The 15,038-nt window shown below is 33.0% G+C and carries 18 protein-coding genes; 8 read left to right on the top strand and 10 right to left on the bottom strand.

Going from position 1 to position 15,038, the window contains the following annotated elements:
* Positions 1-1,478 precede the first annotated feature (1,478 nt).
* The 3 genes from ACFX4E_RS25410 to ACFX4E_RS25400 all read right to left on the bottom strand — a co-directional run bounded on the left by ACFX4E_RS25410 (position 1,479) and on the right by ACFX4E_RS25400 (position 3,421).
* Positions 1,479-1,727, bottom strand: coding sequence for a hypothetical protein (locus ACFX4E_RS25410; RefSeq protein ID WP_377580001.1), 249 nt, complete (start codon positions 1,725-1,727; stop codon positions 1,479-1,481).
* A 922-nt stretch (positions 1,728-2,649) separates the two neighbouring features.
* Positions 2,650-2,898 (bottom strand): hypothetical protein, encoded by a 249-nt coding sequence (locus tag ACFX4E_RS25405; RefSeq protein WP_098334702.1) that lies wholly within the window; start codon positions 2,896-2,898, stop codon positions 2,650-2,652.
* Between the two features lie 403 nt (positions 2,899-3,301).
* Positions 3,302-3,421: a YjcZ family sporulation protein gene (locus tag ACFX4E_RS25400; RefSeq protein WP_074684359.1), complete on the bottom strand. Its 120-nt coding sequence runs from the start codon at positions 3,419-3,421 to the stop codon at positions 3,302-3,304.
* A 283-nt stretch (positions 3,422-3,704) separates the two neighbouring features.
* Between ACFX4E_RS25400 and ACFX4E_RS25395 the strand changes: the two genes are divergently transcribed.
* Positions 3,705-4,043, top strand: coding sequence for a hypothetical protein (locus ACFX4E_RS25395; protein ID WP_377259943.1), 339 nt, complete (start codon positions 3,705-3,707; stop codon positions 4,041-4,043).
* 188 nt (positions 4,044-4,231) lie between these two features.
* Here ACFX4E_RS25395 and yjcZ (ACFX4E_RS25390) read toward each other — a convergent pair whose 3' ends face one another.
* The 5 genes from yjcZ (ACFX4E_RS25390) to ACFX4E_RS25370 all read right to left on the bottom strand — a co-directional run bounded on the left by yjcZ (ACFX4E_RS25390) (position 4,232) and on the right by ACFX4E_RS25370 (position 6,998).
* On the bottom strand, positions 4,232-4,390 hold the full coding sequence (gene yjcZ / locus ACFX4E_RS25390) for a sporulation protein YjcZ (protein ID WP_082603808.1): 159 nt from the start codon (positions 4,388-4,390) through the stop codon (positions 4,232-4,234).
* A gap of 659 nt (positions 4,391-5,049) precedes the next feature.
* Positions 5,050-5,154: a YjcZ family sporulation protein gene (locus ACFX4E_RS25385; protein ID WP_377259946.1), complete on the bottom strand. Its 105-nt coding sequence runs from the start codon at positions 5,152-5,154 to the stop codon at positions 5,050-5,052.
* 229 nt (positions 5,155-5,383) lie between these two features.
* Positions 5,384-5,806: a hypothetical protein gene (locus ACFX4E_RS25380; RefSeq protein ID WP_377259949.1), complete on the bottom strand. Its 423-nt coding sequence runs from the start codon at positions 5,804-5,806 to the stop codon at positions 5,384-5,386.
* Positions 5,806-6,063, bottom strand: coding sequence for a hypothetical protein (locus tag ACFX4E_RS25375; protein ID WP_377259952.1), 258 nt, complete (start codon positions 6,061-6,063; stop codon positions 5,806-5,808). The genes ACFX4E_RS25380 and ACFX4E_RS25375 overlap by 1 nt, the downstream gene beginning before the upstream one ends.
* A 680-nt stretch (positions 6,064-6,743) precedes the next feature.
* A complete protein-coding gene (locus ACFX4E_RS25370) occupies positions 6,744-6,998 on the bottom strand; it encodes a YlcI/YnfO family protein (RefSeq protein ID WP_367043169.1) in 255 nt (84 codons plus the stop codon).
* A 164-nt stretch (positions 6,999-7,162) separates the two neighbouring features.
* Here ACFX4E_RS25370 and ACFX4E_RS25365 point away from each other — a divergent pair, with 164 nt between their 5' ends.
* The 3 genes from ACFX4E_RS25365 (at position 7,163) to ACFX4E_RS25355 (ending at position 8,984) form a co-directional block, all read left to right on the top strand.
* Positions 7,163-7,705 (top strand): hypothetical protein, encoded by a 543-nt coding sequence (locus ACFX4E_RS25365; RefSeq protein ID WP_367043170.1) that lies wholly within the window; start codon positions 7,163-7,165, stop codon positions 7,703-7,705.
* 401 nt (positions 7,706-8,106) lie between these two features.
* A complete protein-coding gene (locus ACFX4E_RS25360) occupies positions 8,107-8,469 on the top strand; it encodes a hypothetical protein (protein ID WP_367043172.1) in 363 nt (120 codons plus the stop codon).
* 227 nt (positions 8,470-8,696) lie between these two features.
* Positions 8,697-8,984 carry a hypothetical protein gene (locus ACFX4E_RS25355; RefSeq protein WP_367043174.1) on the top strand — a complete coding sequence of 96 codons (288 nt, stop codon included), beginning with the start codon at positions 8,697-8,699 and terminating at the stop codon, positions 8,982-8,984.
* Between the two features lie 282 nt (positions 8,985-9,266).
* On the opposite strand, the gene yjcZ (ACFX4E_RS25350) is transcribed toward ACFX4E_RS25355, so the two are convergent.
* Positions 9,267-9,425: a sporulation protein YjcZ gene (yjcZ, locus tag ACFX4E_RS25350; RefSeq protein ID WP_057237973.1), complete on the bottom strand. Its 159-nt coding sequence runs from the start codon at positions 9,423-9,425 to the stop codon at positions 9,267-9,269.
* Positions 9,426-10,221: 796 nt separating this feature from the next.
* Here yjcZ (ACFX4E_RS25350) and ACFX4E_RS25345 point away from each other — a divergent pair.
* Together ACFX4E_RS25345 and ACFX4E_RS25340 are read left to right on the top strand one after the other, a co-directional pair.
* Positions 10,222-10,581, top strand: coding sequence for a hypothetical protein (locus tag ACFX4E_RS25345; protein ID WP_377259956.1), 360 nt, complete (start codon positions 10,222-10,224; stop codon positions 10,579-10,581).
* An 8-nt stretch (positions 10,582-10,589) separates the two neighbouring features.
* Entirely contained in the window at positions 10,590-11,102 is a 513-nt protein-coding gene (locus ACFX4E_RS25340; protein ID WP_377259959.1) for a hypothetical protein, read from the top strand.
* A gap of 352 nt (positions 11,103-11,454) precedes the next feature.
* On the opposite strand, the gene ACFX4E_RS25335 is transcribed toward ACFX4E_RS25340, so the two are convergent.
* Positions 11,455-11,787, bottom strand: a complete 333-nt coding sequence (locus tag ACFX4E_RS25335) for an S-Ena type endospore appendage (RefSeq protein WP_377259962.1) — start codon at positions 11,785-11,787, stop codon at positions 11,455-11,457.
* A gap of 452 nt (positions 11,788-12,239) precedes the next feature.
* Between ACFX4E_RS25335 and ACFX4E_RS25330 the strand changes: the two genes are divergently transcribed.
* Together ACFX4E_RS25330 and ACFX4E_RS25325 are read left to right on the top strand one after the other, a co-directional pair.
* Positions 12,240-13,343 carry a tetratricopeptide repeat-containing glycosyltransferase family 2 protein gene (locus ACFX4E_RS25330; RefSeq protein ID WP_377259965.1) on the top strand — a complete coding sequence of 368 codons (1,104 nt, stop codon included), beginning with the start codon at positions 12,240-12,242 and terminating at the stop codon, positions 13,341-13,343.
* 4 nt (positions 13,344-13,347) lie between these two features.
* Positions 13,348-14,901 (top strand): glycosyltransferase, encoded by a 1,554-nt coding sequence (locus ACFX4E_RS25325; RefSeq protein ID WP_377259968.1) that lies wholly within the window; start codon positions 13,348-13,350, stop codon positions 14,899-14,901.
* The last annotated feature ends 137 nt before the right edge of the window (positions 14,902-15,038 follow it).

The following is a 15,038-nucleotide window of genomic DNA, read 5'->3' as shown; positions in this document are numbered from 1 at the left end:
AAAAAATAAAAATTAACGTTGACGTTTGTCGCTTTGTTCAGTTTTCAAAGTTCAACCGCCGCTCTTAAGCGACTTTAAAATTTTATCAAGTTATTAACACAATGTCAATATTTTTTTCAGTTTTGTTGTTACTACGAGTTTCTCAACGACGCTTTATAATAATAAATCAAAAGTATATTAAAGTCAATGTATTTTTGAAATGAAAATGGTTTTTTATTTTACACAAAAAAACATTGTATTCCCTATCATTTATGTCTCAATCCATGTCATCAAGCTCTAGAACTACCTTTCTCCTCCTGATTTAATACACATTAGGCTATACCTTTTAATATTTCCCTTGATAAACAACAGAACCCACAGAATTCACGATTCCATGGGCTCTACTATTTATCAAAACCTGCCACTTTGGCGGCATAAGCAACAGATTTGAATAGGAAAAAGGTACCTTGTACAAGGATAAAATACTTTATTCAAAAACTTAAAGAAAGCTTGTACACAAGCCTATAAATAAAAAAATAGGCAACTCTGAAATAAATCGAGTTTTTCAAGGGGGTAGAAGGAAGATCTATAAACAATAATAATCTATAGACAATACTTATGCTTCTTAGCATGAATAACATCTTTAAGAAGCCCCTCTATATAAACTATAATACAAAATGAAAAGCAGGTTACCTTTAACAAAACACCCACTATCAGCATATGTACCTTGGAACAATAGCGATGGTATTAACTTTATCAGCATAGATAATAAAATATTATTTGCACAAAAAAACTTTTAAAAAAGCCTTAGGTATCCTAAGCAACTTATATATTTTAGAAAAAATAATCCCTTTTTAATACAAAGAGTTTCTTTTTTATCTATATAGAAACTTTACTTAGAGATACCTATCTATCATAGGGACATTTATTCTACAAATGCTAACAATTTATTCTATGTAAAAAACCTAAAAATGTTTGGACAAGTACCTACTCTCATTTTAATACTATACTTATAATTCATTAAATCTTTTATAGTTTAGGCAAACAGTTACCCCAGAAAAGAATTAAGAGTAGAGAGCACTTTCAACAGGAATTAGAGACGTAAGTTCTTTTTTTAAAATCACAAATTAATAAAAGTAAATTTAAAAGGATTGAGTCCTGTATAATACAAAATTCAATCCTCATCAGTCTCCAGAGCAAAGATCTACCTTTTTCGGTAGGTTCGGCAAAGGTAGTTTATTTCTTTTTTAAGCTTTTATAATTACCTACAATACCTTTTAAAAGAATTCAGCAAATAAAAAGAAAAAAATCTCTCTTTTTAATAAAATTCGCTACCCTATTTATTTATTTACTTATTTAATATCCAAATAAATGGGCTTATAATCTGTAATTCAAATATTATCTTCCTAAAAATGCAATATACCTTTTATGAAATTAGCTCTTTTCATATACTAGTACTAGTTGCAAAGTAGATATCTAATTTACTAAAAATATTTTCATTAGTCTCGATGAGGTTTCCAAAGATTAATAATTCTTATCTTCTTACAACGGTTTTTTCGGCACTCGCACTCCTCTTCAAAATGCTTTTTTCGGCACTCGCACTCCTCTTCAAAATGCTTTTTTCGGCACCCGCACTCCTCTTCAAAATGCTTTTTTCGGCACCCGCACTCCTCTTCAAAATGCTTTTTTCGGCACCCGCACTCCTCTTCAAAATGCTTTTTCTTCTTACAAGAGTGATCATTACTCATATTAAATTCACCTCGCTTCTACTTCTATCATTAATTATTGTATGTAAAAATAAGGAATACGAAAGGGTGCTTGTACCATATTTGAAAATTTTTCTAAAAGCATCTTATTCAAATCGTCTGATTAGGAATTTAAATTCCCTTCTCTTTTTTTCAATAAATTTCTTTGCTTAACATTAATATCTTTCATTAAAATATTGCTCTATCCTTATTTACGCCATACAGCTTAAGAATTAGTACACGTACCTTGTATCTGTCGTGGCCACCCCAGTTCCACTCCTACCTGCTAGTAAAGAAGGTGGCTTCATAATAACCCCCCCACTTAAAACAAGATGTCGAATTCTAGTAGTGGGATCATCAAACATAATTAAGTTACCAGAATATGCAGCATAGGGCGAATCAAAGCTGATTTGCTTAGCACCGTCATTCCAATATCCATGCTATAACTGATATTAGTAAAGATGAAGAAATTACTATAAATTATAATGGAGATATTGAAGATAAATCCCTTATCTGGTTCAATGTTATCTAGTGAATATTTGTGTTTTAAACACAATATTGTGTCGATATAGTTAGGATTTTCAGTTACAATAATTAGATTTTTAAGAGGATAAAGTTATAATAGCGTCAAAAAAAGCAGTCTTTTAAAGGGCTGCTTTTTGTTTTTCTATCGATAATTTGTTTTATGGTGAGACAAGAAGCCGCACCATAAAATAGCTTATAAGAATCATTTTAAAAATAAAAACACTCGCCTAAATAGATTTGAAAATTTAAGAACCAGAAATTTAATGTTAATAAATTAATTCTACTTATATAATTTATTGTTTGATTTCTACTATCTTTTTAAAATCTTACTAATTCAAAAAGCTCTCTTAAGCAGTAGAGAGCTTTTCTTTTAATATTAGGTTAGAGCGCGTCCAAAAAATCAGTAACAATTACCACTACTCAATCTACGAACGCTAATACCTTCTAGGCTAGTAGTATTTCTATTACCTGAGTTATCATTCCAAACTAAGAAACCATCTTCTACACGAATAAAAATTCCGTTGCCATCAATTTGTCGTCCAGCAGAAAACACCTGAATTCGATCTCCTCTTCGAAAATTATCTAAACGAGTACGAGAAGAAGTACGACGACTACCGGTACGACGGTCACCACTACGCTTTCCTGGCATAAAATCACCTCCAAATGCGAATAATACATGTTATGAAAAAAACAAAATTTTGTATAAGCAAAACGCTTATTAATAGGAAAAAATATTTTAGAACATGAAGAATTAGTTATACTTGTCCATACCATTTTTCCACTTCGACATACTATACAATACGCATATCAATAACCTCCAAATCCTTTGATATGAACGGCAAAAAACTCCTGATTTCAACCACAATCAGGAGTTTTTCTAATTAGTCGAGGATACATCAAAAAAACAAAGGTTGCTCTTAGAATAAAATGGCGGGGTACGCTAACTTCATCATATGCATTCATAATATTTTAGAAACTTGCCTACAATTAAAAGGATTTAAAATAAATGGGTCTATGTAAAAAGCCTTTCATTTGAAAGGCTTTTTATTGAATTAGCAGAAGCCTCCGTAGCCACCACTAAAACAACTACATCCAATAATGACAAGAAGAATAAATAAGACAATTAGAAGGGCAAAACCCCCACCAAGTCCACATCCACCATAACTAGACATACTATCACTCCTTTTATAAGGTTTGAGTAAAACTAAAGGAGTAGGAACATAATTTACATGGGCTAAAGTATTGTATGTATCCATAAACACTTATGAGCATGTTTAATTCTTAAATAAAAATCACTAGTATTAAACCCGACCCTAATAGTTTTTAAAATTGTGGTTTTTATTTCAAAACACTATTACTTTTTACTTATTTTTCACAAAACAGGGACACTAACCCAAGAGGTAAACTAGGTAAATGCATATTCTTGATTTGATAAGAAAAATGGAGGTTTCGCTCATGAATTCAGAAATACACTTTTTACCTAGTTTATATTCTCAAGAAAATCAGTTAAACCATGCAGATGAACGGTTTATTGGAAGACCTGGTTTTGGCTTTGGAAGACCCGGTTTCGGTTTCGGCCGTCCAGGGTTCGGCTTTGGAAGACCTGGTTTTGGTTTTGGTGGTCCCTTTGTAGGAGGATTAGCTGGTGGTTTATTAGCCGGTTCTTTACTTTCTCCATATGGATACGGTGGCTATGGTGGTTATGGCTATGGAGCTCCATATGGATACGGTGGCTATGGTGGTTACGGCTATGGATCCCCATATGGATACGGTAGCTATGGTGGTTGCTGTTAATCCCCTTTGAAATAAAAGTAGAATGTTTAAATTAAGACTTGTTATTTGTTATGTAAAATAAGAATTTAATATTTAAATATCTATCAAACTAGCTTACAAAAATTCTATTAGAAATAGGATCCGATGGAATTCATTATTCCATCGGATTAATGAGGAAAAGAGCCTTATAAACTTCATTTACTTACTTATTAATAACTACCTTTAAAGCAAGTACAACCAACAATCACTAATAATATAAACAGAACAACAATAATAGCAAAACTACCACCTGAGTTACCACCGTAACCACCATACCCATAGCCGCCTCCAAAACCGCAGCCACCACCGTAACCACCGAAAAAGCCCATATCTTCACCACCCTGCACGTTATATTTTTATAATATGTACAAGTAATAAAAATGCTCGCCTAAAATATACAAACTCAAATTAATCATTAATATACAGACAATCGTACAAGCTTTTTAAGAAGTTTTACATAGAATGGAGTATCCTTGTACAAGGAAAAGGTGCCTAACCCCCTGAACCTGTTATTACCACCGCCAAAATAACAGGTTTAGTACATAATAAAAAAAGCTATGTATAGAACAGTCCTCTCTTTTTAAGATATATTATATACACCTTCATTTTGTATAAAAAAATTCACACCATTTCAGAATCCCTATTTTTCACAAATCATATAATAAGAAAACCACTCTTAAACCTAAAAGTATGCACCAATTTAGATTTAAGTAACCTGCCCATTATGAATATCCTTTTATCATTTGAGCAAACTACCCAGACGTCGTAAGGTATCGCCTGAAAATTTCCTATTCTAAACAGGGGAAACCTACTGTACAGGAGTAGTAGGTTTTTCTATTTTAGACGGTATACCATATAAAATTAAGTTGGCATAATGTACCTTATTGGCAATTGCTATATATAGCAGCAAATATAAATAAAAAAGCTAGCATAGAGCTGGCCTTTTAAGATGATAAATGATAATTAAAATAAAGATGATCTCTAATTATTAGCAACCACCGGCAAAGCCTCCAAAACAAGAAGCGCCGATAATAATTAATAAAATAAACAATACGATGATTAAAGCGAAACCACCGCCGCCTCCAAAGAACATACTTTCACCATCCTTTAATTTCAGCAGGTCAGTTCACCTCCCTGATGGATTTGTAGTTATAACTAAACAAAAAAACTCCCTGCCGTCTGGGAGTTTTTTTGTTTGGTTACTGTATATTTTCAAAAGGCATCAAAAAATAAAATAAGAAGAATTATCTTAAAGTTGAATACACTCTCTATGACAGAAGCTGTTCACCAATTTCTTAATTATATTAACCTTAAAGGCTATTTTAGCTTTTAGGGTATTCCTTATCCAGCCGTTTTTGTCGTTGATTCACAATACGTTCACCTACAACTTTTTTGGCAAGTTTAGTTGCTTCTAGTTCTAGAAGATCCGTTGTCATAATCGCATCATAACCGTGGTGAAAATACAATCCATTCATGAACTCGATAAGAATTTGTGTATTCTTATCTGCGCTATTTGTTCCTAATCGAATCTTTTTCAGTTCACTATTTAATACATCATGAAGATTTTCACTAACCGTTTCCGTAATGTAATCTAACGACCATTCTTTCTTCTTTTCTTCTCGATACTTTTTACAGATATCCATAATCGCTTCTCCTGGGAACCGGAGTTTATGTTCATCCATATAATCCTGGATGTATTGATCCGTTTCTTTATCCAGTGTAATCATACGTCGTTGTGTTTCCATTACTCCTCTACATCTCCCATCAGTTCATATATAATGTCGTTCATCTTTTCAATTGATATCGCACATTGTTTCATCATTTCGATGTTCTGATCAATGATAGCTTCTAATCTTTTTTCTCCTGCTACTTGCTCATCAAAAAAAGATATTACTTCGAATTGTTCTTTCAAAAATTGTTGGCGAAACATCTCATTTTCTTTCGCTAGTTCATCAACTTTTTGCATAGCAACCGGATCAATATTTCGTAAAAAGATATCCATGAAATCATTCCTTTTCTATCAAATTGCAAAATTTCCAGTAGGAGTAGAGAAGAGCATAAGGGGTTTTTGCCCCCACCATAGGTGTGGGGGCTAGGCAAAGCCTAGCAAAACAACGTTTTCAGTCCCAAAAAAATGACCCCACGAAAACTTCCAGTCTGTGGACCTGCTGTTGACCTAAAGAGTTAAAAAAACGCCTAATGTTGACCTAGTGGCGACATTGATTTTTACACTTTTTTGCAGATGTTGACCTACTGTCCCCTTTAAGCTTCCTCAACTTTCATGAAGTTTTAATGAGTTTTTGAAAGATTTTTTGATGATAATTCGTGCGGTTTTGAGAAGAAGTTTGGGTAGTTTTTTTATAAAAATCGATCGCTTCTTTCATTGAAGAAACGTTTAATTTTTGTAGAATGCTGCGTCTCTAATTCTTAATTGTGTTCTCTTCTTTGAACAAAATATCTTGCATTTCCGTAATAGAATGGTCATCAAGTGCATGAGCAAAACCATCTTGTTCAGATGACATAAGTTATTTTTTTAAAATTTTTTCTTTAAGCATCTGACATTATTCTTCAACACGTTTAAGACGATCTACTTCTTGTATTGAATCAGAAGCTACACTTAAAACATTTTCAATATCTATCAATAACTTTTCAGTTTGATCCATGATAAGAACCTCCTGTTTTTTAAGGGCAACCCATGTTATAATAAGGGTCCTTACGAGTTCTACATGGGGTGCTTTCCTTGCCGGGAAAGTGCCCTTTTATTTTTGTTATTTTCTTCCACTTTTTTGAATCTTTAAAGAGTTCTTTCTCCAAAAGTTGAACAAGAAAATCTTTTTTGCTTACACCTTCTTCAATACATCTCTTAGCGAATTCCTTAAACAATTCTTCTGGTATATCAGCATTTAAACGCTTAAATCCAGGCGTTGTTTTAGGCATATTAAGCTTCCTCCTAGAATGAGTGTTGATTAAACTGCCACAGGATATAATCACCATATTCAATAACGAAAATTAAAAAGGTTATTTAGTTATTAATTGCCTATAACAGAAATCTTGAATATCATAGGAAAGATAACAAATTAAAATCTCAGGAGGGGCACGATGTGACCAAACTATTTGCCATCAGTGCAGGTATGTCTTTTTTTGCTGTTGCTAAAGCTGAGAATGAAAAAGAAGTACTTACTATTCTTGTTAACCGAGAATTAGAAGAACAAGAGGATTTTGGTATTAGAGCGCATATTGATGATTTTTCGATTGAAGGGCTGTATGGTGATTTCTTTCATGATGAAAAGAGATCATTTATCGAGGATCACATTTTAGACTACCCTCGCGATATAAGGAAAATGAGTACCAAAGAGCGTGATACCTATATCCAATTACATGTTGAAAAGAACGCTAGATCTTTTTGGAGAGACCATCCATTTTATGCGGAATTGTACTTGCGGGAATTCAAAAAGCACAAGGCAGTAGGGAAAGAGGTAGGAAACAAGTTCCGTCCTCATTTTTCGGATGAATTTTATTTCATTACAGCCAAATTAATTATTACTGAAACGGATTGGTACGGAGAAGATTTTCAAATCATTGAAATCGACTTAACTGACCGTAATTACCAGCTTATTTTCGAACTTAATTTAGAGGAATATTAGTTAACATAATGAATTTTATTAAGAAAAAGATACAAAGATAGAACAATTTTTACATAAAACAAGCGCTTGTCCTCACCTTTATTCTTACTTTGCATATTATAAATTAACACCCTTCTAATTGTTTTAGAGCCAAGTACACAAGACGCGGTGAGGCATCATAAGATAACTCTCCATTCCTTAAGAGGAAAGAAAAAGCTACTGATTAGGTTCAGTGGCTTTTGTTGTTTTCAGACTGTATATCCTATACAACCTTAGTTAACATAATGTCTCCTTTCAGTAGTAAAGTCCTTTACATTGTATACCTAAGAATTTCATCAATAAAAACTTTAAAATAGTAGGACAAGCATACAAACACCTTTTCAGTTAATGAGTATATTAATAGAGAAAGAATAGAAAGGTGAGTGATTACAATAAAAAAGTATTATTGGGACTATAACCCTGAAGATGATAGCTATTATGTAGATAAATCATACCCCCAATACGGAAATAACAATGGTCATAAAAAAAATAAAGAACATGAAAAGATTTGTTTTAACATTAACATTCACAATAATCTAGCAAATCAAGGTGGAAATGCTGGAGTTAATGAAAATGCAGAAACAGGTGGACAAATTAGTGGAAATGCTGGACAAAACGCAAATCAAGGTGGGCAAATTGCTAAAAAGGGTGGGCAAAATGCAAATCAGGAAGGCCAAGTTTCCAGCAAGGGTGGAAAAAACAAACTAAAAGAATTTAATTTAGAAGAGGAAATGGAGGACGAGTAATTTGTTTAAATTAAGTTAATTTAAACGAATTACTCAGGACTTCGTATTTCAAGGGCTTCAATAAATACCTTTTTGATAATTGGTAGAGGTAGTTAAAAAGTTTATAAGCTTAGCAGATAACTCTTTACTTTTTTTGACTGTATTTTCTATACAGAACTATTTAAAAATTTGTACAAGCAACCCCCTTTTATGTTCATTTAATACAGAGAAGAAAAGAGGTGATTAGCATGAGTGATTTTAGTAAAAGTAATTATACCGGTACTGGCGATGTATCTATCCCTCAACCTCCTGACATTGTAACTATCCTTTGGCAGCGAAATCCTTTAGTTATACAAGCACCACGTACAATTGTAAAAACAACTATTATTGGCAGCGCTAGACCATGTCAACGTTTATTACAAACAGGTGACAGTTATAGAATTGCAGTAAAGTGCTTACTTGATAACGGATTTGAACAAGTATTTAGTGAAAGATTAGGTGTATTTGGTGTTTCGGTATTTGTTCGTGAATGTTAATGATGCATTTTGAATAGCTATTAACACAATATATTGACGAATGTTTAAGATTTGGAAAATAAAACCTAAATATCATTCTCCACCCTTATGGGAAAAGAAAAACCATTCTTTGATTCCTAAAGGTTGGTTTTTCTTTCTTTAAACTGTATATGGTATAAATGTTTAGTTAATATAATGTACCTTATCGGCTGTTGCTATGTATAAAAAAGCTAGCATAAAGCTAACTTTTCAAATCGGGAAATAAGGGTAAATAATAATTAAAAGAAAGATGATCTTTAATTATTAGCAACCGCCACCAAAGCCTCCGCCAAAACAAGAAGCGCCAATAATGATTAATAAAATGAATAGTACAATGATTAAGGCAAAGCCGCCACCACAGCCGCCTCCGCCATAGCCGTAACCGCCGCCATAACCACAGCCACCGTAACCTCCAAAGCCCATATTTCCACCCCCTACATGCTTAATACTTTTAAGATATGTATAAAAAGAGAAAATGCTCGCCCATACTCTACACTGATAGAAATATCAAGATTTTTGTAGATATATATAAACCCTTTAGATTACTTTACATAGAATGAATGAACCATTCCATTGAATCCCAGTAAATTAGTTACCCTCCCTAACGGCTTTACAGTTGTTAAAAACCAGAAAAACTCCCTGCCGCCTGGGAGCTTTTCTGGTTTTTAGATGCACATTATATATATATGTCTAGTACTTTGGATTTTATTGGAATTCATCATCTGAAAAGGTTTTGAATAGTATTAGAGAAGGCTCTAGGAATGCCACTTCGATAAAGCCATCTCTATTTTAAAAGAAAAAACAATCTGTCTTCCAATACAGATTGTTTTTTCTTTTTTTGACTTTGTAAATGATGAAGGTGAAAAATAAAATTAAAAGGATTCTAAGTGTGAGACGAAAATTATTCGAACTGCATCATATGCCTTTATTTTCCTTTAGGTAACTTGCCTATTAAGAATAAAATTTTATTTCTTGAGCAAACTACTCAAGATACCGTGAGGCATCACACAAAATTTCCTATTCTATACAGGGAAAACTACTGAACAGTGATTGTCACGATCCAATTGAACGTCATTTCCAAGTACAGCAACAACAGTTCCTAAATATCAACAACTATTATGATCGTGTAAGAGATTTAAATCGTGAAATTAAACAGAATGAAAAAAAGGCAGAGGACCTCAAGGGGTCACTTAATCCTTTTAAACTCAAAGAAAATAACATGATGAAACTTCGTCACCTCGATAAGATTTCTGACTTAGAAAGCAACAAATCAAGCTATGAAAACAGTATTCAAACATATAAAGAATCCCTTCGTTTCTCAAATGAAGAGGAGTTCTACGAACGCTATAAGGAATTCTCTGAACAAAAAGAGAACTGTCTGCATCAAATTAAGTATGAAAAGCAACAGATTCAAGTAGAAACAAAAGCTTTATTACAAGCAGAAGAAGCCATTAAGATGGCTAAAATTGGTGAAGTAAGCTCCCATTACCCTGCCCTGAAAACAGCCGGAAAATATCTAAACTATGAAAATGCATTGAAACTGGAGAAACATGTAGATATAGCAAAGAAGACCCAGTAACGTTATCTGTGATTGAAAAAGCCATTAAAAATCAAGAAGATGATCTATACAAACTAAAAAAAGATTTAAAAATCTTTCAAACAGAAAAAGATCATCATAATAAGATAAAAGATCAAGTTACTAAACTTAAAAAAACAGAACAAGAGCTTGATAAATTAACTAATAGCCCTGGCGAAGCAGCAAAACGTTTGGTTTCTAAAAAAGCACGTCAGCATTATGAAGAATTACAAAACGAAGCAAATCATTATCGAGATAACCTTAAGGAAAAGGTATATAAAGGACCAGAAAATTTAAGCAAACGACAAGCTGAAATCAAAGAACTTGAAGAAAAGGTAGTTCCAAGTATAGAAAAAGAAATAAAAGCCAAAGAACACACGATAAAAACGATATCAGGCATCTCTGATGCTATTCAACAAACTACTCATAGTGAAGAACAAGCTCAACAAAGACATCAATTAGGAAGAATGAGATCTACAAATATAAATAAATCAAAGGATCAAGGCCCAGATCTTAGCCGTTAAACATAAAAAATTGCCTTAAGGCAATTAGAAACAGCTTAAAGTTGTTTCTAATTATATAACTATATAAGGAACTTTTCTATTCTAAAAGTTTCTAATGAATCCACCGTTTTTTAATTTTACAAGTATTATCGCTATATAAATACCCAACAGCCTAATTTTTTTGAAAAATAGGCTGTTGGGAACGGATCAACATATTCAGAGGATAGTTTTAAAGATAAGTAAACAACTTGGCAACCACTTGGCTATACAATTGTCCTGTCATTGGCTAATCACTAATTTACTGTAGTTTATACAAAAAACAGGGGTTTAACCGTTTTTAACTGCCGGTCAAGCCCTGATAAACTTAAAAGTATTATAATCGATAATGAAGTGTTATACAGTATTTCCCGATAGCCCCTGTTGTATCGATCGAAACTGAATCGATATTCCTAAAGGTATGTGAAATGGTATTTCCTTTTGGAACTGGAGTCGAAAACGGAGTTCCGTTCACGCTAAACGTAATAGTAGTTGAAGTACCTTGGTCATAAAAAATACTCACTGTTCCTGATGAAATAATAAACGTATCCTGATCATAGACTGTCAAAGGTACGGTAGCAACAGTCGTGTCAAAACTTCCGCAGATTTCATCGGTCACCAAAAGACGATCTGGGCAACAATTTCCACCCATACACATAATTAAAATCACCACCGTATCCTGAAAGAGGTATACCCGAAAGGTTAAATAATATTTCAAAGCTTTGTTCTTGTAAACCAACGCTTAAATCTACAGTATTGTTATAAAAATTTAATTTCATTAACCATTTTTCACAAGTAGACCCCAAATCGTTTTCGCCACGTAACACTCACCATATTATATGATTCAAATATCATCTTGTCCTAATGTAAATATACATTTTTCTTATGTTTTTTCTAAAATTGCATGTAGTCAAGACATAACAAGTCACTTTTTATATGGGATTCTAAGATTAAGAGGAATTTTAGTCTTTTTGACTGGATATGTTTTTTAACAAGGCTGTTTTCTCCCCCTTTGTATTACTTAGCGACACTTACCAGAAAAGGACCTTTAACAAACCGTGCATTCTGAATATAGGTCATATATAAAATCAATCAATCTAAGAATCCGAAAGGGTGTCATAAATGATAACGATATGCTTATGTATGATTGTGAAAAATGAAGAAGATTCGATTGCACGTTGTTTAGAGTCGGTTAAAGATTTGGTAGAGGAAATTAATATTATTGATACAGGTTCGAGCGATACAACAAAAGATATTGTAGCTAAATACACTGATAGGATTTTCGATTTTGAATGGATTGATGATTTTTCAAAAGCTCGCAATTATGCCTTTCAGCAGGCTACAAAGGATTATATTTTTTGGCTGGATGCAGATGATATTCTATTAGAAGTCGATCGGAAGAAATTTAAAAAGTTAAAGGAAACTCTTGACCCTTCGATAGATACCGTTACAATGGATTATCATTTATCTGTTGATCAGTATGGAAATGTCACATCTCGTGTAAAAAGAAACCGGCTTGTAAAACGTGAAAACCAGTTCCAATGGATTGGTATGGTACATGAGTACCTTGAAGTTTGGGGAAACATCCTTAATAGTGATATTGCGGTTACCCATAAAAGTAAACGTCATGATGTAGACCGTAATCTTTTGATCTATGAAAGGCAATTAGCTCAAGGAAAAGATTTTACGCCGAGGGATTTATTCTATTTTGCTAATGAATTAAAAGATCATCAAATGTATGAAAGGGCGATTTACTACTATGAAAAATTCCTTAAAACCAAAATGGGTTGGATAGAGGACAACATTTCCACATGTAGTAAGCTAGCAGACTGTTATTTTGAATTAGGGGATTTCGAAAAAGAAATCGAATCAATACTTAGGTCATTTCAGTTTGATAGTCCACGTCCAGAATTTTGTTGTCGTCTAGGATTTTATTTTTTTCAAAAAAAAGAATTTTTAACATCAGTTTTTTGGTATAAACTTGCTACTCAAATGGAAGTCCCAAAAGATAACTGGGGATTTATAAATCCAACTTTTTCAACATGGCTTCCTCATTTACAATTATGTGTATGTTATGACCAACTGGGGGAGCATGAATTGGCATACCATCATAATGAGGTTGCACTTCAATATCGACCAAAAGATCCGAGTGTATTGCACAACAAAGCTTATTTAGAATCTTTACTGCAAAAAAAAGAAGCTAAGGGTACTCCCCATGGAGAATAGAGATATGAAGCGTGTTTTAGTCGGTAGTCCAATACATCAGAAACCGAGTATCTTAAATGAATTTTTAACATCATTAAAAAGATTAAAACAGGATGACATTGAATTGGAATTTTTATTTGTTGATGACAATAAGGATCCAAAATCAAGCCAACTTCTGATGGATTTTGAAGAAAATATAAAAGGTGTCACTCTTTATCCATCCAAACAATGTGATGATTACGTGTGTGATAGTACTACCCACCATTGGAATGAACATTTAATTTGGAAAGTATCAGAATTTAAAAACAAAATCATTCAACATGCTATTGAATTTCACTATGATTATTTATTTTTGGTAGACTCTGATCTACTTTTATATCCCGAAACGATTGAACAATTAGTAAACTCGAATAAAGATATTATATCTGAAATTTTTTGGACGAAATGGCAACCTAATTCTGAACCACAGCCCCAGGTTTGGTTATCTGATGAATATAAACAATGGAAGCAATATCGAGGTGAACGGTTAACTGATGAAAAAATTATTCATCGTCACCAGGAATTTATTATGCAAATGAGAACACCTGGTATCTATGAAGTTGGTGGACTAGGAGCTTGTACATTAATTAGCCGTAAGGCGTTAGAATCTGGGGTTAATTTTAATCCAATTTCAAACCTTTCGTTTTGGGGGGAAGATCGTCATTTTTGTATTAGAGCAGTAGTGTTAGGTTTTTCTTTATATGTTGACACTCACTACCCAGCTTATCATATTTATCGAGAATCTGATCTTAATGGGACGCAAAATTTTCTAAATGAGACTCAATTATATAAAAAAACTTTTAATAAGGAGCATCGACCAGATATTCATGTTTTATGTGGCATCCGTCAAAAATTAACATTATCGATGATTGTTAGAAACGAAAGTCACCGTTATCTTAAGAGAGTTATGAAGGAACATCGTCAATATATTAACGATGCTGTTATTATTGATGATGGAAGTACCGATAATACGATTGATATTTGTTTGGACTCTCTGAAAGGGATTCCAATACATCTTGTGAAGAATACAACCTCAAAGTTTTCCAATGAAATTGAATTACGTAAACAACAATGGGAAGAAACGCTAAAAACGAATCCTGATTGGATTCTAAATCTAGACGCGGATGAAATGTTTGAAAAAAAGTTTGTTTCTGAGATCCATAAAATCCTTGAACAAAAGAATTATGATGTCTTCAGTTTTCGTCTATATGACTTTTGGAACGATACTCATTATCGGGAGGATTCATTTTGGCGATCTCACCTGACTTATCGACCTTTTTTAATTCGATATCGAGAAAGTTTTGACTATACATGGAGGGAGACACCACAGCATTGCGGAAGATTCCCCAAAAATATTTTTGAGCTTCCCAACTGCACCTCAAAACTGCGTTTAATCCATTTAGGTTGGGCAACACTTCAAGATCGATTAGAGAAATTTCACCGATATGTTGAACTTGACTCCGAAGGGTTATATGGAAACATAGATCAGTACCTATCCATCCTAGATAAAAATCCAAATCTTATCCATTGGGAGGATTGAAGTATCTTGCTTACGTGATAAAAGCTAAATAGGCAATATGATTCTAATCACATATTGCCTATTTAAATACCGGAAATCCCAGTTAATTTTATAAGATATAAAAATTAAATTGCTTATTACATGAAAGAATAGGTTTA

It is taken from the genome of Priestia sp. YIM B13491, from assembly GCF_042787605.1.
Taxonomy (GTDB): domain Bacteria; phylum Bacillota; class Bacilli; order Bacillales; family Bacillaceae_H; genus Priestia; species Priestia megaterium_E.
Note: the sequence above shows the minus strand (reverse complement) of the source record. Positions and strands in the feature narration are given on the sequence as shown.